Below are 19,514 nucleotides of genomic sequence, written 5' to 3' on the forward strand. Positions count from 1 at the left end.
AGAAAATTAGAGGTATTTACGAACTTTTTTACAAAAGTGCGTAAGGTCAGTTAATATGAAATTATATAACTACAAAGCTGATGCAATATAAACAGAAGTAACAATAAATTTATTTTTTACTTGTGAAAATATTTTAAAGAGTTACGACTTTCGCGCCAAATCCGCCCATATGCTGCGGCGCATCTTCAAATTTTTTAACTCTGGGATGAGCTTTTAAAAACTCTTTGACGGCGTATGAGAGTTTGCCGGTTCCGATGCCGTGATAGACTATAACTTCATCCCAGCCGTTTATAAGCGCATCTGATATAAATTTATCGAGCACTTCGGTTGCCTCTTCGGCTCTCATTCCATGCAGGTCGCATTTTAGTCCAGCTCTTTTTTGGACGTCTAATTTTACCTCTGTAGTCGATTTTTGCTTTATAATCTGCGTATGTTTGAGTTGCGATGTTTTGGCTCTTACGCGCATGCCGTCTACCTCTACAATCGCTTCATTTTTGTCTTTCATGGCGATGATTACGCCTTTTTTGCTGTGGTACTTTACATTTTCACCCACTTTGAACTCTACGATTTGTGCAATTTTGGGCTCTTTTTTCTCAGGCGGAAGTTTTTTGTTTGCTTCGTTCATGGCTCTGTGGATAGCTTTCATATCTCCTGCGCGAGCTGCATTTTTTGCTTCATCTATAGCAATTTTATAACTCTCTTTAAGCGCATTTTTCTCTTTTTGGAGTTCTTGGAAAATTCGAATCTTCTCCTCTTTTAAATCACGCTCTTTTGCCTCTAGCTCATATAGTTTTTCGTCAACTTTTTTGTGTTTTTGTTTAAGTTCTCGCTCTAGCTGAGAGCCTCTCTCTATGAGAAGATTAAGCTTTTCGCTGTTGTCACCGTAGAGAATTTTTGCTTCTTGGACAATTTTGTTGGAGATGCCGTATCTGCTTGCAGTCTCAAAAGCGTAACTTTTTCCGATGATTCCATGCATAAACTCGTAGGTAGGAACTCTGTTTTGCTCATCATAGATCGCCGCCATCAGCTCAACGTCGTCGCGGTCAGCCATCAAAGCTGCAAGGCGCTTGTGGTGGGTTGTCACGACAATTTTATGCCCTTTTAGTATCAATTCGTCAAGTATCACTTTAAAAAGTGCCGCCGCCTCGTCACTGTCAGTTCCGAGCTCTATCTCATCCACTCCGACAAGCGCATCTTTGTGCTCAAATATTTTTGAGAACTCCTGCATACGTCCTGCAAAGGTAGAGATATCGTTTTTGACGTTTTGAGGGTCGTCGATAATCGCAAGTACATGTTTAAAATTTCCTATATGCGATTTATGCTCATTGAGCTTCATGGGAATGATATATTTTGCCATAAATGCCGCACTTAAAATCGACTTTAAAAGCATCGTCTTTCCGCCGGCATTTACACCGGTAATCATTAAAATATTTTTAGAAAAGTCTACATGCATTGGTTTTGCATGGTGCAATGCAGGGTGGATAAAGCCATCAAGTATGATTTTTGAATCTTTTTTTGATTTTATGAGCTGAAGGTCTCTGCCTTTTGCAAAAAGTACTCTTGCCTGATAGTTGTCAAACTTTGTAAACTCTTTGTCGGCAAAGTTTATAAAAGGCAGAAGCTCGGCAAACCTAGAGGAGAACTCTTTTGCGTAGGTGTAAAAAATCGCCTCGCGCTCTTCGTTTATATAGCGAATCTGCTCTTTGGTTTTTAAGATAACATCTGGCGAGACATAAAAGCCTCCGCTGCTGCTTCTGCCTACCATTGCGCCTTTTAGGACATGGTTAAAACCGCCGCGAACCAAAAGACACTCCTCATCGTTTACAAGGTGAACCTGAGCGTCAATAAGATAGGGAGAGATTTTTTGAGAAGATGTGAGTCTTTTTAGTGAAGAGCTTATGTTTGCTTTATGCTCTTTAATTTTTGCGCTTAAACCAAAAAGAGTTTCATCAAGATTTTCATCAAACTTGCCATCGTGCGTAAAGTACTTCTCAACCTCAAGAAACTTCGGCTCAATAACAAATTTCTCCATCCATTCGCCGATTATTCCTTCAAGATTCTTGTTTTTAAAATAGCGAAAGTAGCGCACGACTTTTATAATTTCAAAAATTTGCTCAAACTGAAGCACACCATGTTTTTTGAGATGAAGTTTACTGTTTGTAAAGTCTGCGACTTTTGGGGGCGCTTTAAATTCTATGGCATCAAGCGCTTTGATGTAGCGGTAGTGAAGTTCTTGGTCTCCCTCAATGTAGAGGGAGGTTTCACGAGAAAAAAAGTGCTTGAATAGAGCTATATGCTCACTTAAATCGAGCTGATTGATGAGTGTATCAATCTTTGGATTGTTATCTACTCGCATTTAGATGCACTAATCATCTGAGCACGGTTTGGAGTATTCTCCTTGCCTATGAAAGTGTATGTACCGATGCTTAGGGTAAAGTTTTCTTTATTTACCTCTGTGCCTTCGCAAATAATAGTTTTGTTTTGGTTAAATTTTAAAACAGCATCGAGCATTTTTTGAGTTTTTGCATCATTGTGTTTGTTAAAAGCTATTGCAAATAAAACTATAAAAAGAACAACTCCTGTTACTACTGTTTTTTGAGATCGTGTAAATTCAGTAAAGTAGTGCAGGGCTAAAAAGAAAAGTCCTACGACTACGAGTCCAGCTATGTATGCCACTATGCAGTTCCTCTTATTTGGTATGTTAAATCGCCGGCGCCAAAGCCTATGATAAGACCTTTATCGAGAGTTTTTAGCACCTCTTTGTCTTTCATGATTGTTATAGTGTTGTTTGCTCTTACGACGTTGTCCGCCATAATGAGGTTGTATCTTTTAAACTTCTCGGCAAAATCAATCTCTCTGCTTGCTTCGCCAGCCGACCAAACAGGTAGGATAATAAGCTCCTCGGCACCCTCAAAACACTTTATAAACTCTTCAAGATTATCTATGGTGCGAGAGTATTTATGCGGCTGCCAGATGGCTGTAATCTTCTTGAAACCTTTGAGCTGCGCATACTCTTTGACTGATTCAAATGTAGCTCTTATCTCAGTCGGATGGTGACCGTAGTCATCTATAATCACGCTTCCCTTTTGAGAACCTACTATATCAAAGCGCTTTTTGATGCCTTTAAATGTAAGTATTTTCTCCCTAATAATCTCAATATCCATCGACTCATGAGCCGCCAAAATTGCCAAAGATGCATCAAGAGCGATATGTTTTCCAAATCCCCAAACGTCAAAACTGCCAAAATCTTTTAGTTTAAATCTAGTATGGGGTTCATCGTCAATCAAAATAAACTCTATATTTGTTATATCTTGGCTTGGATAGAGCCAGTTTGCGTCAATCTCGCCCACAAGTTTGCCCAAAAAAGGATCCTCTGCATTTAAAACGCGACACGGTGCAGATTTTATAAATGTTTTGTAGGAGTCGTAAAATAGTTCGTAGTTATAGTCATAATACTCCATGTGCTCCGGTTCCGCATTGATAACGATAGCACAGTACGGGTTTGAGTTGATAAAACTGCCGTCGCTCTCATCCGCTTCAAAGAGCATAACGTCGCTTTGTGCGTTGTATCTTACGTTTGAACCGAAGGCTTTTGATTCTGCTCCGATAATTGCAGAACCTTCCATAATGGCTGTCAAAATTGCCGTTGTCGTGCTTTTACCGTGTGCACCTGCAACGGAGTAGACTTTGGAAGTATTGAGTATTTGAAGAAGCGCTTCACGGCGCGCAAGAACTTCAATGCCTCTTGCTTTTGCTTCAACTATCTCTGGATTATCAGGGCGTATGATGGCAGAGTGAACGACTAGCTCCTGATCTGTGATTGCAGAAGCGTCATGGGGAACCGTAATGTTTATACCGAGTTTGCGAATTTTTTGCGTAATCGCAGTGTCGGCTATATCTGAACCGCTTATTTCGTGACCTTGATAGCGCATGTATTGTGCCAAGCCTGATATTCCGATTCCGCCGATTCCGATAAAGTGAATTTTCATTCGGTTACTCCGCATCTATTTTAGAGCTGTCCAGCAATTTTTGTGCCTCATTGCTAAAACAGCTTATGTAAAATGTTCCCGCTTTTTGAGTCGCATCAATATCTGCTATATTTGAGAGAAAGTCATCAAAAGATATCTCCTCTTTAGATGCAATCCAGTGAAATTTAAGAGCCAATGAGAATTTTTTGTCATTACTTAGTCCGCTAAGTACTTCAAAAAGCGCGCTTGCATCATGTAGCTTTCCAGCACTGTAGTGTTCGATGGCATACTCATACAGAGCTCTTAGAGTAGCGAAATCCTGAACCTCGTTCATGTCCATGACTCTGTGGGCTTCAAGTGTGTCCGTGAGTCTCTCTAACGCTAAATCCAGAATGTTCATATAGAAATTTTGGAGCATATTCTCATCAAAAGTGTCATGTGAGCGCTGCTCTAGCACATATAAAGATGCAATATCCGACTTTTGCTGTGCTTTTAACACCTCTTCTTTTAGCTTTTCAACTTCACTCATGATAGACACTCCTTAATTCTTTCTAATGCAATTTTGGTTTTTTTCGGCTCTTCAACAAGCGCAATTCTAATGAAATCTTTTCCGGGATTAACGCCGTTTTCATCCTCTCTTGCCAAATACTCTCCAGGCAGAACTTTTACATTGTATTTTTCATACAGTTTTTTTGTAAATTCTAGCGGGTTAGGTACTTTTAGCCAGATGTAAAATGTTGCTTCAGGAATTTCTACCCCTAAAACCTCGCGTGCGATTTCAAAGTTTTTCTTGTAAATAGCTCTTGCAGATGCGACATGCTCTTCATCTCTCCAAGCCGCTGCAGCAGCACTTTGAAGTGGAAGAGGGGAGGCACAGCCGATGTAGGTTCTGTAGTTTATGTACTCTTTTAAAATCTCTTCATCTCCTGCTATAAAACCTGAGCGAAGCCCCGGAGCGGATGAGCGTTTTGAGATGGAGTTGATGACTAAGATATTTTTAAATGTGCTGTTTCCCACATGCAAAGAAGCTTCAAGAAGCGAAGGGATGGGCTTATTTGTATAAATTTCGCTGTAGCACTCATCATTTAAGAGTACGAAATCATATTTTAGAGCCAGCTTCACCCACTCGCCAAGCTCATCAAGGGTAAGTGTGGATGTGGTCGGATTGTTTGGAAAATTTAAAATCACAAGATGACATGCAGATAATTTCTCTTCATCAATCAGAGGCTTAAAGTTGTTCTCCTCACTAAGATTGAGATAAATCGTCTTTGCTCTTGAGGCGATAGCGGCTCCCTCATAAATCTGATAAAAAGGGTTTGTAAAAGCGATAGTCGGCTCTTTTTTATCAAAAAGAAGAAACTGTGGAAAGTTAAAAAGAACCTCTCTTGTACCAAAAGTAGGGATGATCTGATCATCGGTGAGCTCTACGCTAAATCTTTTTGCGACAAAGATTCTTTGCGCCTCTCTTAGGCTCTCCTCTCCTGCCGTTTTTGGGTATTTTCTAAGAAGCGAAGTATTGTCGCAGAGTGCTTTTTGTATAAAATCAGGAGTCTCAAATTGCGGTTCACCGATGGTTAAAGCCAACGACTCATATTCGTCGTTTGGCGTAATATCTTTAAGTAAATTGTTTAGTTTTTCAAATGGATATAGTTCAAATTTCATAATTTTTAGCGCCTTTAATAGTAGTCGCAATTATATCCAAAATCGCTAAAAGAGAGGTTAATGGCTATCAAACTCCTCTAGGCAGGAGGCTTCTCCCTCTGAGACTCTGCAATATTTTGAACCCTTTTCAAAAGTTATCATATAGGGGCGCTGCGACATGTCAAGAGTTTCGGCAACCTCGGCGATTTCACTCAGCGCATCTACAGTGCTTTGTCTAGCTTTAAAGTTGCTAAGATCCATCTCCTCTTCATATATCATAATCTCCGTAAGTGTCTCTTTTGGGTCTGCAGATTCATATATATACTGCATTGTTTGTTCAGAGTCCAGACGCGGCAATCTGTACAAAAGAATGTGGTATGTGCTGGAGAGCTGCAGCATTTTATTTTCATCTATCTTTTTCATAAGACTACGTGAATATTTGCATAGAGGATCAACGAAAACATAAATATCACTCTCTTTACCGCTCCCAAACTTGATGGCATGTCTTGCTATTGATTCAAGATTTTCCTTTGGTTTTTGCGTTATGCTAAAAACATCTGCTGCGCTAAGATTAAAAATTAAGAGAAAAATAGATAGAAACTTCATGTATATCCTTATGCTTTTGGAAGAGAGAACTTTTGCGTTATCAGCTCGCCTTCGTTGTTAAAAAAGAGGTAGTAGAGCCAATCTTTTTTAACGCTCAAGCCGACTAAGTATCTAAGCGCTAGATTTGCCTGAAGGGAGGCAATGTGCATAACTATGGGAGCGGTAATTCCCGCTGGAGTTTTTGATGTTATCTTAAAAGCATCTCTAAAAGATGACTCTTTAAAAAAGCAGACCTGCCCGTGAAAAGCCTCTACGCTTCCGTATATCCAAGGCAAATTTTTGCTTTTAGAGTAGTCGTTAATCTCTGCGCGAGTGGGAAGATTGTCTGTTGCATCGATGATTAAATCAACCTCGATATTTTTTTCGCACCACGCTTCAAAGTTGCACTCATGTGCGATAGCCTTGACAAAAGGGCATCTCTGCTCTATCAGCTCACTGTTTACAACGGCTTTATTTTTCCCCTCATCACCCATTTTAAAGGCAATTTGGCGGTGGATGTTGTGCAGGGAGACTTCATCAAAATCTATCATATGAATCTCACCAATACCGCTTGCACCCAAAGCAAAAGCCAAAGAGCTTCCAAGTCCACCTGCACCTACAATCGCTATCTTTTTTTGTTGCAACTCTCTTTGGGTATCTTCTCCCCAAAGCTGAACTTGACGGTGAAAATATTTTATCATAGTGTATTCCTCCTGTGTATAATCTCTTTAAAACCCCAAAACTTTCTAGCCTTTAGTACTTCAGAGTGCTGCATATCGACGATCATAAGCTCCTCTTTATTCCCCAAGTGTTCAAGAAGCTCTCCGTTTGGCGAAGCTAGAAGCGAATCGCCGTAAAAATACCACGTAAAGCCGTCTTCGCTATACTCGCCAATCCTGTTTGCTCTTAAAATATAGCAGTTGTGTGTAAAGGCGCGTGAGAGTATAAGTGCTTTCCATCTCTCATAAGAGTCAAATGTAGAGACACTCGGCAGTAAAATACAATCTATATTTTTAGAAGTCAAATCCCTAAATATTATATCAAAATGGAGTTCAAATCCGCTCATGAGAGCAAATTTAAATCCATCTACTTTAAATATCAACGGAGATTCAATGGCTTTTTGTTCGTTTGCAAAAAACTTCTCTTCATTCCAGTGCAGGTAGTTTATGAGAAGCTGCTGCTGGTAGTAAGATGTAGAATAGGGTGCAAATTTTGCGATGGTTTTATATGTTTTGCCTCTTTTTACGATAATAATCGGAGCGATAATGGTAATCCCATAGGTTTCACTCAGCTCTCTTAGCACTTTTATCTGATGCTCCGAGTGCTCTTTTATCATAGTTGCTGAGAGAGTTTGAAGCTCTTTGAAAAAAGGGTTGAGTATATACTCCCCCAAAAGTAAAACTTTTACTCCCTGCTTGGAAGCGATTCGGATATAGTTGTAGAGCTTCGTTGAGCTCATTCCCTGCGCACTAAGTTGAAGTACCGCGGCGCGCAACTACTCTCCCTTTATTTGCGTAATTTTAATCTCTGCTTCTTCGAGTATTTTCTGCGCCTCTGCTAACTCTTTCATCCCTTTTTCGTACGCTTTTACACTCTCTGAGAGTGTGATTTCAGGATTCATTAAAGTTTCTAAAATCTTCTTGGCATTTTGCAGTTTTGACTCAAAATTTTCGGTTTCTTTAGGAGTAAAATCTTCTGTTTCTTTAGCCATTTAACACATCCTCTATATATTTTTCAAATTTATCAACTTCTACCAAAAAGGAGTCATGCCCATAGTCGCTCTGGACATCAAGATAGTTATGGTTTTTATACCCTATGGCAGTAAGTGTATCGCTAATTTCCTTCATCTCATAATTTCTAAAGAGCAGATCGTTACTAAAGCTAATAAGATGAAGTTCTGTATTTATCTTCTGTAGAGCTTCGCTTAAAGAGTCAAATCCACGGGAGAGATCATAGATGTTTATCGCTTTTGTGATATAGAGATAAGAGAGTGGATCAAACCATTTTGTAAAGTTGTAGCCGTTGTACTCTAAATACATCTCTATTTGAAACTTGCCGAAAAGCTCGTAGAGACCGTCTGTACTTTTGTACTCTCTGCCGAATTTGCTCTGCATCGATTCAGGGGAGAGAAAGCTTATGTGTCCTGCCATTCTGCCCACCGCCATGCCGAACAATCCCTTAGCAGCTATCTCCTTGCTCTCATAGTAGCCACCCTTAAAATCGGGATCTTTTAGTATTGCCTCTTGAGATATTTTGTTAAAGGCAATAGCCCAAGGTTGTGTTGCATGCGTTGTTGCCAACGAGATGATTTTTGAAGCAAAATCAGGGTAATGAATGGCAAAATGAAGTGCTTGCATACCGCCCATTGATCCGCCGATGATTGCATGAACACTGTGGATACCGAGTTTGTCAAAAAGAATTCTTTGCGCTTTTACCATGTCTTTTATGGTAATAACCGGAAACTTGTAGCGGTATGGATTTTGATGCGGGTGCTGCGCGCTCATAGGTCCTGTTGAGCCAAAACAGCTGCCAAGAACATTTGTGCATATTACGAAATATTTGTCTGTGTCCACTGCTTTAGCGCTGCCGATAAGGTTGTCCCACCATCCAGCTTTTTTATCTCCATCATAGGTTCCCGCACAGTGATGAGAACCTGTAAGGGCATGGCAGATAACTATGACGTTGCTTTTGTCAACGTTAAGCTCCCCGTAAGTTTCGTAAGTTATATCGTATGGTTCTAATATACGTCCGCTCTCAAGGTAGAGCGGGTTTGTGAAATGTTCTGTGTATGTCTTTAAGTTTAATGACAAATTTACGCCTCTAGCGCCTGTTTGATATCTGCTACTAAATCCCTAATGCTCTCTAGTCCGCAAGAGATTCTAATAAGTCCTGATGGAACTCCACAAGCAATCAACTCTTTTTCATTTAACTGCTGATGAGTTGTTGAAGCAGGATGTGTAATGATAGATTTTGAATCCCCGATGTTTACAACGAGGGAGTAGAGCTTAGTTGCATTGACTATTTTTACAGCCTCTTCAAGAGAGCTTACTTCAAAGCTTAGCAGTCCGCTACAAGCACCATTTTCAAAATACTTTTGAGCATTTTTATAGTTTGCGTTGCTTTTTAATCCCGGATAGTTTACTTTTTTAACCTTTGGATGTGACTCTAAAAACTCTGCTAATTCAAGTGCATTTTTAGAGTGTTCTCTCATGCGAAGAGAGAGAGTTTCAATCCCTTGAATAAAGAGCCATGAGTTAAACGGAGATACAACAGCACCCAAATCACGAAGAAGTGAAAGACGAGCGCGAAGCGTAAACGGTGGAAGCGGCACCTCTACATAAACTAGACCGTGGTAAGAGTTGTCAGGCTCATTGAAGTGAGCGTAGCGAGGATTTGCTTTTAATTTCTCAACCAAACCTTTTCTCTCAACCAAAATACCGCCTATTGCAAGACCTTGTCCTGTTGTGTATTTGCTTGCGCTATGAACAGTGATATCTGCTCCATGCTCAAACGGACGGCATAAAACTGGAGTTGCTACAGTGTTGTCAACTACCGTTAAAATCCCATACTTGTTGGCGATTTGAGTAATTGCCTCAATGTCTGCTACATCGATACTTGGATTTGTCAAAGACTCAAAAAAGATAACTTTTGTCTTCTCGTCTATTAGCTTCTCCATAGCATTAGTGTCATGAACATCAAAAAATCTAGCTTCAATTCCAAATCTTTTTAGCGTGTGAGCAGTTTGAGTCAGAGTTCCGCCGTAGAGTTGTCTAGCGCAAACGATGTTGTCTCCAGCTTCTGCCGCGTTTGCAATAGCAAAAAAGATTGCGCTCATACCGCTTGATGTTGCAAGTGCAGCCTCTCCGCCCTCAAGCTCTGCAAATCTTTTCTCAAAAACATCTGTTGTAGGGTTGTTTAGGCGAGTGTAGATATATCCTAACTCTTTTAGGGAAAATAGATTTGCAGCATGCTGTGCATCTCTAAACTCGTAAGCCGTTGTTTGATAAATAGGAACTGCCATAGCTCCCTCCGCACCTTTTTCGTAACCTGCATGTAGCGCTTTAGTCTGTAAATCCATTTAATACTCCCCCGAATTAAAAATAAGTGATGCTATTTTATCTAAAATGGATTAATGTAAGTTTTAAAGTGGCTCTATTTATCTCTTTAATCCCTTTGCCCAATTCTCCATAACAGTGTGCAACTCTTCTCTTGGAGCTTCCATGAAATCTATCACAATTTTATCTTTAAACTCGCAGATGCCGATGCTTCTAGGTCTTGCCGCCAAAATTTTCGTATTTGGAATAGCTTGTCCAAAACAAAAAACAATATTTTTGGCATCTTTTAGCCCATCAATCATCTCTCCGCCCAATTTTTTTGTGTGCGAATAGTGGTCAAAAATAGCTATAAACTCGGCAATTGGGTGGTTTATAATCTTCTCTTTAAAATACTCAACCGCTTCATCCGCAGATGAGACTTTTATCTCCTCTTTTGACAACTCTAGGCTATAAACCGGATACTTTTGCATTAAAATCGTTTTTTTCATCTTTTATTCCTTGATACAAATATCTTCTTTTTTGATATGCAATAGTGTTTGATATATTACTATAAACACTACAACCGTTACAACAGCAATCATTAAGTATGAAAAAAGTTGTAGAGATAAGCAGTTGTTTTGATTGTACATCAACATGGAGCTAATTGCCATAGCCGCTAGAGGAAATACAAAAGCCCACCATGAGATAAAAAACTTTATTTTTATAAAGTTTTTATACATAAAAGTTACCAAAAGTGTAAAAAACAGAGCCATGTTAAAAAGCACAAGAGCAAAGGTGTCGATAACTTCAAACATTTTAAAATAAGCTACAAAACCAACAGCGGGAGGAGCAATGAGTATAAAAAGTGTTGGCATAAATTTTACAGCCATTTGGTTGTGAAAAATAATTCTGTTAAGAATGATAGCAAAGAGAATAATCCAAAAAAACATCCCGACGCTAAAAAAGTATACAAGTACTCCTAGATTGACAAAGCCAACTCCTGCAACAGGGACTAAAACATTTCCGACAATGGGTATAAACCATGCAGGGCTCGAGTGATCTAGCTGCTGATTTTCATTTATCCAAAAAGCAACAGTATGCATTGTGAGATAGAAATGAAACAGAGTTCCAGGGTACCAAAAAAGAGCACTTATTGTCGGATAATTCTCCTTGTAGATTATTGCAAGCATAAGCATAGAGATAGAGATAGCCGCAAAAAAGTTTATTCGCACAGGGTGAGAAAACTCATTTTTTACCGCCATTTTGTATCTGAAAAATTTCTTTAAGTAGATAAATGAGACAACTATAAAAGCAACTGTAGTAATATACATAAGAACTTCACCGATAATATGTGGAAAATGGAGCCAGAGCGTAGCCTTTTGATATGTGATAGTGAGTCCGCTCAGACCCATAACAATAGCATACATCATAACAGGAAAAAACTTCAATCTGTTCTTCTCTTGAATCGTTTCCATCTAAAACCTCTAGTATTATTTAGAATTATAATTTTCATAAATTTTACTATAGTTTGCTACAAATGTCAATTAATTAGGAGTAATGTCAAATAATATAATTGTCGTCAAAAATATTTGAAATAAACTGATTTAAGTTTAAATACTTAAGAAGGTAAAGAGAGATAAAAACGGTGAAACAGGGTTGTTTGAAGAGGCTGATTTAAGAGCATAGTAGCTGTATGTAGTGCTATGAATCGTAGATAACTGCCGTTCCTGCTAACAAGTCGTGAAGCCCTCTTTTGTCATCCCTAAAGGCAACCATAAAAAATCCCATCAGCAGAATAAGAGTAGATGCGATATACCCTAAAGAGCGCGTAATCGCCTGTTTATTGTCAATATCTTTAAAAGTTTTTGCATCCACAATTTTAACATGGAAAAATTTTTTTCCAGGAGTAGCACCCTGCCATTTTCGCCAAAAAATCAGTGTGACAAGCAGAACAGAGACTTCAAAAAGAAGCTCCCATTTAAGTGACTTCGGAGGTTGATTTGCCAATGCTTTTTCGGCATTTCCGCTCATTGCATAAGATATATTTTGTTGAAATTGCGAGAAGTCAAACCAGTTGCCATCACTTAAAAAGTAGATGAGTATTCCAACCGGCAGGGCTAAAAAAAGAGTGTCTAAGAATGAAGCAAAAAAGCGAATCCAAAAACCGGCATATCTCACTTCATTCATAAAATTCCCTTAGTGTTATATATGGTAGTTTGGAGCTTCTTGCGTGATGATAACATCATGAACATGGCTCTCTTTTAGACCCGCACTTGTTATCTCTACAAACTCCGCTTTGTTCCAGAAAGCTTCAATGCTCTCGCTCCCGCAATATCCCATAGATGAGCGAAGTCCGCCCATCATCTGATGAACTATTCCCGCAATGCTTCCTCTAAAAGGAACACGTCCCTCGATTCCCTCTGGAACAAGTTTATCTGAAGCTGTGCCTTCTTGGAAATATCTGTCGGTTGAGCCCTGTTGCATAGCTCCTATACTTCCCATACCGCGGTATGATTTATATTGACGACCTTGAAACATAATTGTCTCTCCTGGAGACTCTTCGGTTCCTGCTAAAAGTGAGCCTGCCATAATACAGCTTGCCCCAACCGCAAGAGCTTTTGCGATGTCGCCCGAGTACTTAATCCCGCCGTCTGCGATAACAGGAACACCGTGCTTGCGTGCTGCATCTGCGCACTCCGCAATAGCTGAGATTTGAGGAACACCCACACCCGCAACTATACGTGTAGTACATATTGAACCAGGTCCGATTCCAACCTTTACACCGTCAGCTCCTGCTTCAATAAGTGCTTCAACAGCTTCAGCAGTTGCGATGTTTCCGGCGATTACGTCAACTTCCATCGTCTCTTTGATTTTTCTGACAGTATCTAAAATACCTTTCGAGTGACCGTGTGCAGAGTCTAAAACTAAAACGTCAACACCTGCATCAACCAAAGCTTTCGCGCGGTCATACTGCCCAACGCCGATAGCAGCGCCTACGATAAGTCTGCCAAAAGCATCTTTGTTTGAGTTTGGATACTCTATGCGTTTTTTGATATCTTTGATTGTTACAAGACCTTTTAAAAATCCTTCATCATCAATAATAGGAAGTTTTTCTATTTTGTTTTGGTGCATGATATCAGCCGCTTCATCTAAAGAGATCCCTCTTTTAGCTGTTATAAGAGGCATTTTCGTCATTACTTCATCTGCACGTTTGTTCATATCTTTTTGAAATCTCATATCACGGTTTGTAAGTATCCCTAAAAGTTTGTTATGAGCGTCAATAACCGGAACACCTGATATCTTGAACTCATCCATAAGTGCGCTTGCTTCTGCAAGTGTAGCTTCAGGGTGAACATAAATAGGGTCTATTATCACTCCACTCTCGCTCTTTTTAACTTTTTTAACCTGTTTGCATTGAGTCTCTATATCCATGTTTTTATGGATAATTCCGATTCCGCCAAGTCTTGCCATAGCGATAGCTGCTCTATATTCTGTAACGGTATCCATTGCAGCTGAGACCATAGGGATTTTAAGTGAGATGTTACGTGTAAGTTTTGTCTCTAATGAGACCTCTTTTGGTAGTATTTCTGAGTATTGAGGTACAAGAAGTACATCTTCAAACGTTAGGGCGCGTTTACGAATTTTCATGATTATCCTTTTAATGGGTAAAAGTTTTTATGTTGTTATAAAATTCTTTGAATTATAGCTTTTTTGTGGTTAAAAAGAGGTAAAGCGGTTTTTGATTACTCTTGATTTATCTTTCCGATTGCACATGAGAGGAAACTTTTAGCTTTAAGTCCGCCCTTTGTGAGTCTTCTTAAATCTTCGTCTTCTAGGGGGTAGCCAAGCGATCTCATCTTCTTGCGAAAACTCAGCTCTGATTCTTCATCTTTTATCTCCAGAGTTACGACTCTTGGCTCTTGCGTCAGATCTACATCAGTTTCGCCAAACTCAATTTTCAGTGCTTTTTTTACGGTGTTTGCACAGCCGCCGCATTTGATATTTAGCGCTTTGAAACTTTTTTGCATAACCGCTCTCCTAACTATTAAAGACTATATTTTATCTCTTTCTCTAAACTAAGCGCCCCATCAAATAGCGTCTGCTCTTCATAAGCGTTCGCTATTAGCTGAAGGCCTATAGGCATTCCCTCAGAGTTTTTTGCAACAGGAACAGAGATGGCAGGAAGCCCTGCAAGGTTTACGCTGATAGTATAGAGGTCGCTTAAGTACATCTCCATTGGAGTTGATAGCTCTCCGAACTTGTTTGCGGTTGTAGGTGCGACAGGCGATAGTATTAGGTCTACATCTTCAAAGATTTTTGAGTATTGGTCTTTTATAAGGTGTCTCGTTTTTTGCGCTTTTACGTAGTAAGCTTCGTAGTATCCGCTTGAAAGCACGAAGTTTCCAAGTAAAATACGGCGCTTTACTTCATCGCCGAAACCTTGGCTTCTTGTTTGGATAAAAGTATCTTCAAGATTTTTGCCAGTTACTCTGTTTCCGTAACGTATTCCGTCGTATCTTGCTAAGTTTGTGGTGGCTTCCGCAGTTGCAGTTATATAGTAAGCTGAGATGTCAAATTTCGCGTCCATAAGTTCGCGCTCAACTATCTCATGCCCTGCATTTTTAAGTGCATTTATTGCCAGCTCATAAGCTTTTTTTACATCTTCACTTGCATTCTCTATATGTTTTGGCAGAACTGCAATTTTGAGTTTTCTTGATGCGTTTAGTTTATCGCTTACTTTGTCATCTTTATGCGCACTCGTTGAGTCTTTTTCGTCATGTCCGCTGATGATGTCGTAGAGTATCGCCGCATCTTCAACGTTTTGCGTTATCGGTCCTATTTGGTCAAGAGATGAAGCGTAAGCCCCCAAACCGTAACGGCTCACTCTGCCGTAAGTCGGTTTCATCCCGACAATTCCGCAAAATGAAGCAGGCTGACGAATACTTCCGCCAGTGTCGCTTCCAAGAGCCGCAATAGCAATACCTGCTGCAACAGCCGCCGCACTTCCGCCTGAGCTTCCACCGGGAACGCAATCTTTGTTGTGTGGATTTAGAGTTTTGCCGTAAAAGCTTGACTCGGTCGTACTTCCCATAGCAAACTCATCCATATTTGTTCGCCCAAACGGGCTTAGTCCCGCACCAAGCATTTTCTCTATTACCGTTGCATTGTATGGAGCGATGTAGCCTTGAAGAATCTTTGAGCCTGATGTCACAGACCAATCTTTTGCCTGAATGTTATCTTTTATAGCTATCGGCACGCCTTCGCCCATGTTGTGAACATCGATGTAAGCGTTAATATCCGCATTTGCTTCTATATTTGTTCTGAGTTCTTCTTTAAATTTTGCCAGTTCGTCTTTACTTAATTTCAGTGCTTCTTTTAATGTAATCACTACTTTTCCTATCTTTATAAATTATTGGGTGTATTATAGCAAAATGCGTCTGTTTTTTCTTTAGCGGGGTTTTGTAAGAGAAAAAGAGTCAATATTTACCTTTTGAGGCACAACTTATTGACTCCAATGTTTTATTATTTATTTAACTGCTTCAATATTTGCAGAGACTATGTAGTCTTCAATATTTTGAGACCAATCTTTTAAAAACTTTTTGCTCTCACTCTTGGGTGTGATATTGATATCTTTAAAACCGGAGTTTTTTAGTACTGCTTCTAAATCATCTATAAAACTGGCACCTGAAATGCAAGCTCCATAACTATCTAGAGTTATCATTTTAGAGGGGATTTTTTTTGTTAATACAATGTCAGATATAGCCAATCTGCCGCCTGTTTTTAAAACCCTGAAAGCCTCGTCAAAAACTCTCTGTTTGCCTAAAGAGAGGTTGATGACACAGTTTGAAATGATTACATCTACGCTATCGTCCGCAACGGGCAGGTTCTCGATCTCACCCAATCTAAAATCAACATTGTCATAGCCGTTTTTATCTCTGTTGCTTCGTGCTTTTGCTATCATCTCTCTTGTCATATCTACGCCGATGACCACTCCTTTTTCTCCAACCTCTATTGAGGCTAAAAAACAATCAAGCCCGGCACCGCTTCCTAAATCTAAAACCACTTCACCTTTTTTCAGCGAAGCCATGACCGTAGGGTTTCCACATCCCAAACCTTTATCTGCTTCGGATGGAATGGAGTTTAGTTGCTCCTTGGAATATCCCAACTCTAAAGATATGTTCTCGCTGCTACAGCAACCACCGGGAGCGCAGCCGCAACTATCATCGTCAGATGCGATTCTTGCATAGTTTTGAGCTATTGCGGCTCTTTTTTGTTCATGTGTAAAAGTATTCATAAATTTCCTTGAAATATATTTTGAGATCTGACTCTCTAATAGCGTAAACGAAAATTTTATAAAAAGGTTTCACTTTTTGTGCAATTTAGCAAAAGTTGCAGTTTTTATCTCTAATATCAAACTCTACGATATTTCCAAAATTGTCATATTTGTAACTGCAACATTGATGCAGTTTCTCTTTTATCTGCTTCTTGCCTCTAAAAATTATGCTTTTAATACTGCTAGAACTAATATCTAGTTTATCGGCTATCTCTTTTTGTTTTAGCTCTTTTATCTCAGATAGATAGAGTGCTTGGGCGTATTTGGGTGCAAGTGAGTTGATTATGGGTTTTATGCACTCTGAGAGCTCACTTATTGCATCTGCTTGCTCTTTGTTTTTGAAAATATACTCTTCATTAAACTCTATATTATCTCTGTTTTTGGCATTTTTTCTATAAAAGTCGATAATTGAATTTCTTGTTATAGTAAATATCCACGATGTCAGTTTCTCATCTGAATCCAGTTTGTCAATATTTTTGTATATTTTTATGAACACTTCAGAGAGAATGTCTTTTGCATCTTCTGTGTCGTGTACTTTTGAGTTTATGAAAGAGAGTAGTCTTGAGTAGTACTGTTTATATATCTGTTCCATTATGCTTAAATCCTTGTTCCTTGTTCCTTGCCCCTTGTTTCTTAAGCTTTATTGAGGATAGGAGGTATTATACATGTTATAATGGGCACTATACATATTATAAATAAAAAAAGTATACACGTTTAAAGGAAATTTATATGAAACGTATCGTTATTAAAGTTGGTAGTAGCGTTTTAATTGATGATTGTAATATTGCAAAGGAGAGGATGTTAAATCTTGTCTCTTTTATTGTAGAGTTGCGAAAAAAGCATGAAGTTATTTTAGTCACATCCGGAGCTGTCGCAGCCGGATATACCGCAGTGCAGCTTAATAAACTTGTCCCGACAAGTAAAAAAGTGTTGGCTTCATTAGGGCAGCCTATTCTAATGAGTTCATATAAGAACCTGTTTGATATTTTTGACGTTACGATCTCCCAGATCCTTATGACAGAAGATGATTTCAACTCAAGACCCCATACAAAAATTTTTCAAGATATCATAGAAAGAACATTTAAAAATGACATATTGGCTATTATCAACGAAAATGATATCTCGACGACACCGGAGCAGCTTTTTGGAGATAATGACCAACTTTCAGCTCATGTTACCCACTTCGCAGGAGCAGATTTGCTTGTGATACTGAGTGACATTGATGGTTATTATGATTCAAATCCAAAAGAGAATCCAAAAGCGAAATTACGAAAGCGAGTAAACGAGTTAACCAAAGAGGAGTTAGACCAAGAGTTTACACCAAATTCTAAATTTGCATCAGGCGGTATAGTAACAAAGCTAAAGGCGGCTCAATATATAATGGAAAACGATTTAGAAATGTTTTTATGTAATGGCTTTGATCTAACTTCAGTTAGAAGTTATCTGCTTGATGACGTTCATGAAAAAGGTACGCTCTTTACAAGTAAAAAGTAAAAGTGGCTACCTGAACGATATATATCAGTCTTATCTTTTTTCTATTACAAAATATATATACTCCTGCGTAGTCTCTTTTGGAGTCATATGTGTATAGTCTTCACTTTGAATAAGTGTCAAATTTGATGGAAGTTCATCTAACATTTTTTGATTGTCATACTGTACAATATCCAATCCTGCACACTGAGCAGGACCATCTACTTTAAATGTACTAATAATAGCAATTCCTTCAGAGTTAAGTGAACTAGCTAATACTTTAAAATATTTTGCTCTTTCTTTTTTGGAAAGTAAAAAATGAAAAACTGCTCTATCATGCCAAATATAAAACTTCTTGCCTGTTTCAATATTTAAGATATCGCTACAAATAAATTCTACTTTGCTATTATTTAGTCTTGACTTAACTATATCAAGTGAAGTTTGTGCTGTATCAAGCAGGGTGATATTTTTATATCCATCATTGAGTAAAGTATCTACAAGATATGATGCTCCACAACCTACATCAATTATATTGACACTGTTTTTTGCATACTTTTTGATAAGCTCTACAGATTTTTGCGGTGAACTTTGATGCCAAAGCACTTGTGTATAATCAGCTTTTTGAAATATACTATCCCAATGCTTCTCTCTCAGCTCCTCTGCAGCTATTTTTGTAGCACTAAATATAGCACCTCTTGTAGTCTCTGCTGTTGTATAATGAGTATGTCCGTTGCACTCAACATCTTTAAATCCGGCTTTTTGAATTAACTCTATAAGCTCACTTTCTCTCATAGCTCCAGCAACACAATTAGCCCAATCATCTTCAGTAGAAGATGAACAACACTCACTACTTGGTTCACTTATATCTATCATATCTGCAAAGGAGATTTTACCGTTTGGCTTCAATACACGATAAATTTCAGCAAAAACAGATTCTTTGCATGAAGTAAGATTGATGGCACCATTTGATAAAACAACATCCACACTTTCATCTTCTAAGTCAATGGCATCAAAACTACTCTGTAATATTTTTACATTATCGGCACTAGCTTCTTTTGCATGGATAGTGGCAACTTCTACCATTTTTGGAGTGATGTCAACGCCAAAAACTTTTCCACTATCTTCAACTAAAAGTGATGCAACAAGCACATCAATACCGGCACCACAGCCAAGGTCTAAAACAACATCACCCTTTTTTATCTCTGCATTTGTAAAAGGATTTCCAACTGCAGCACAAAATTCCCACACCTTTGGTGCTATCTTATCTATCCACTCTTGTTTATATCCATGAGCTATTGCATTATCTAAGCCCTTGTCCCAACCAAAATCCTTCTGTGGATTTTGAGCTAATTCAGTGTAGAGTTCTATTATATTTTTATTTTCCATATATATTCCGTTTCGAAAGTAATTACTTTATTGAAGTGTCAACACAATTTAGGAGATAAATTCTCTCTTTTGGCATAACGGTCGAGGAGAGCAATA

Annotated in this window: 21 protein-coding genes; 1 reads left to right on the forward strand and 20 read right to left on the reverse strand. The window is 38.8% G+C overall.

Translation table 11 applies throughout. The features are described 5' to 3' along the window. Positions 1-133: 133 nt before the first annotated feature. The 19 genes from IBX42_RS05470 to IBX42_RS05560 all read right to left on the reverse strand — a co-directional run bounded on the left by IBX42_RS05470 (position 134) and on the right by IBX42_RS05560 (position 17,154). On the reverse strand, positions 134-2,356 hold the full coding sequence (locus tag IBX42_RS05470) for an endonuclease MutS2 (RefSeq protein WP_294929997.1): 2,223 nt from the start codon (positions 2,354-2,356) through the stop codon (positions 134-136). Next, positions 2,347-2,676, reverse strand: coding sequence for a hypothetical protein (locus IBX42_RS05475; protein ID WP_294929999.1), 330 nt, complete (start codon positions 2,674-2,676; stop codon positions 2,347-2,349). The genes IBX42_RS05470 and IBX42_RS05475 overlap by 10 nt, the downstream gene beginning before the upstream one ends. Next, positions 2,676-3,989 (reverse strand): UDP-N-acetylmuramate--L-alanine ligase, encoded by a 1,314-nt coding sequence (gene murC, locus IBX42_RS05480; RefSeq protein ID WP_294930002.1) that lies wholly within the window; start codon positions 3,987-3,989, stop codon positions 2,676-2,678. The genes IBX42_RS05475 and murC overlap by 1 nt, the downstream gene beginning before the upstream one ends. Before the next feature lie 4 nt (positions 3,990-3,993). Continuing rightward, positions 3,994-4,497: a hypothetical protein gene (locus IBX42_RS05485; protein WP_294930004.1), complete on the reverse strand. Its 504-nt coding sequence runs from the start codon at positions 4,495-4,497 to the stop codon at positions 3,994-3,996. Next, positions 4,494-5,630, reverse strand: a complete 1,137-nt coding sequence (locus tag IBX42_RS05490; RefSeq protein WP_294930007.1) for a succinyldiaminopimelate transaminase — start codon at positions 5,628-5,630, stop codon at positions 4,494-4,496. Before IBX42_RS05490 ends, IBX42_RS05485 begins: the two co-directional genes overlap by 4 nt. A 57-nt stretch (positions 5,631-5,687) precedes the next feature. After that, entirely contained in the window at positions 5,688-6,215 is a 528-nt protein-coding gene (locus IBX42_RS05495) for a hypothetical protein (protein WP_294930010.1), read from the reverse strand. A gap of 8 nt (positions 6,216-6,223) precedes the next feature. Next, positions 6,224-6,895 carry a HesA/MoeB/ThiF family protein gene (locus IBX42_RS05500; RefSeq protein WP_294930013.1) on the reverse strand — a complete coding sequence of 224 codons (672 nt, stop codon included), beginning with the start codon at positions 6,893-6,895 and terminating at the stop codon, positions 6,224-6,226. Next, positions 6,892-7,689 carry a carbon-nitrogen hydrolase family protein gene (locus tag IBX42_RS05505; RefSeq protein WP_294930016.1) on the reverse strand — a complete coding sequence of 266 codons (798 nt, stop codon included), beginning with the start codon at positions 7,687-7,689 and terminating at the stop codon, positions 6,892-6,894. The genes IBX42_RS05500 and IBX42_RS05505 overlap by 4 nt, the downstream gene beginning before the upstream one ends. Further along, entirely contained in the window at positions 7,690-7,905 is a 216-nt protein-coding gene (xseB, locus tag IBX42_RS05510; RefSeq protein ID WP_294930019.1) for an exodeoxyribonuclease VII small subunit, read from the reverse strand. Continuing rightward, entirely contained in the window at positions 7,898-9,004 is a 1,107-nt protein-coding gene (locus IBX42_RS05515) for a homoserine O-acetyltransferase (RefSeq protein ID WP_294930022.1), read from the reverse strand. The genes xseB and IBX42_RS05515 overlap by 8 nt, the downstream gene beginning before the upstream one ends. Before the next feature lie 2 nt (positions 9,005-9,006). After that, positions 9,007-10,272, reverse strand: a complete 1,266-nt coding sequence (locus tag IBX42_RS05520; RefSeq protein ID WP_294930025.1) for an O-acetylhomoserine aminocarboxypropyltransferase/cysteine synthase family protein — start codon at positions 10,270-10,272, stop codon at positions 9,007-9,009. Positions 10,273-10,350: 78 nt separating this feature from the next. Beyond that, positions 10,351-10,737, reverse strand: coding sequence for a DUF6858 family protein (locus tag IBX42_RS05525; protein ID WP_294930028.1), 387 nt, complete (start codon positions 10,735-10,737; stop codon positions 10,351-10,353). 3 nt (positions 10,738-10,740) lie between these two features. Next, on the reverse strand, positions 10,741-11,703 hold the full coding sequence (locus IBX42_RS05530) for an SLAC1 anion channel family protein (protein ID WP_294930030.1): 963 nt from the start codon (positions 11,701-11,703) through the stop codon (positions 10,741-10,743). Between the two features lie 226 nt (positions 11,704-11,929). Further along, positions 11,930-12,415: an RDD family protein gene (locus tag IBX42_RS05535; protein WP_294930033.1), complete on the reverse strand. Its 486-nt coding sequence runs from the start codon at positions 12,413-12,415 to the stop codon at positions 11,930-11,932. 15 nt (positions 12,416-12,430) lie between these two features. Beyond that, positions 12,431-13,876: an IMP dehydrogenase gene (gene guaB / locus IBX42_RS05540; protein WP_294930036.1), complete on the reverse strand. Its 1,446-nt coding sequence runs from the start codon at positions 13,874-13,876 to the stop codon at positions 12,431-12,433. 95 nt (positions 13,877-13,971) lie between these two features. After that, on the reverse strand, positions 13,972-14,256 hold the full coding sequence (locus IBX42_RS05545) for a heavy-metal-associated domain-containing protein (protein WP_294930039.1): 285 nt from the start codon (positions 14,254-14,256) through the stop codon (positions 13,972-13,974). 17 nt (positions 14,257-14,273) lie between these two features. Beyond that, positions 14,274-15,617 (reverse strand): Asp-tRNA(Asn)/Glu-tRNA(Gln) amidotransferase subunit GatA, encoded by a 1,344-nt coding sequence (gene gatA, locus IBX42_RS05550; protein ID WP_294930042.1) that lies wholly within the window; start codon positions 15,615-15,617, stop codon positions 14,274-14,276. A 138-nt stretch (positions 15,618-15,755) separates the two neighbouring features. Beyond that, positions 15,756-16,523, reverse strand: coding sequence for an arsenite methyltransferase (gene arsM, locus IBX42_RS05555; protein WP_294930045.1), 768 nt, complete (start codon positions 16,521-16,523; stop codon positions 15,756-15,758). A gap of 85 nt (positions 16,524-16,608) precedes the next feature. Next, complete coding sequence (locus IBX42_RS05560; protein ID WP_294930047.1) at positions 16,609-17,154, reverse strand: sigma-70 family RNA polymerase sigma factor; 546 nt, start codon at positions 17,152-17,154, stop codon at positions 16,609-16,611. Between the two features lie 137 nt (positions 17,155-17,291). Between IBX42_RS05560 and proB the strand changes: the two genes are divergently transcribed. Further along, positions 17,292-18,056, forward strand: a complete 765-nt coding sequence (proB, locus tag IBX42_RS05565) for a glutamate 5-kinase (protein ID WP_294930050.1) — start codon at positions 17,292-17,294, stop codon at positions 18,054-18,056. Between the two features lie 30 nt (positions 18,057-18,086). On the opposite strand, the gene IBX42_RS05570 is transcribed toward proB, so the two are convergent. Next, positions 18,087-19,418: a class I SAM-dependent methyltransferase gene (locus IBX42_RS05570; protein WP_294930053.1), complete on the reverse strand. Its 1,332-nt coding sequence runs from the start codon at positions 19,416-19,418 to the stop codon at positions 18,087-18,089. Positions 19,419-19,514: the final 96 nt, after the last annotated feature.

Origin of the sequence: Sulfurimonas sp. (assembly GCF_014859695.1) — a bacterium.
Classification (GTDB): domain Bacteria; phylum Campylobacterota; class Campylobacteria; order Campylobacterales; family Sulfurimonadaceae; genus Sulfurimonas.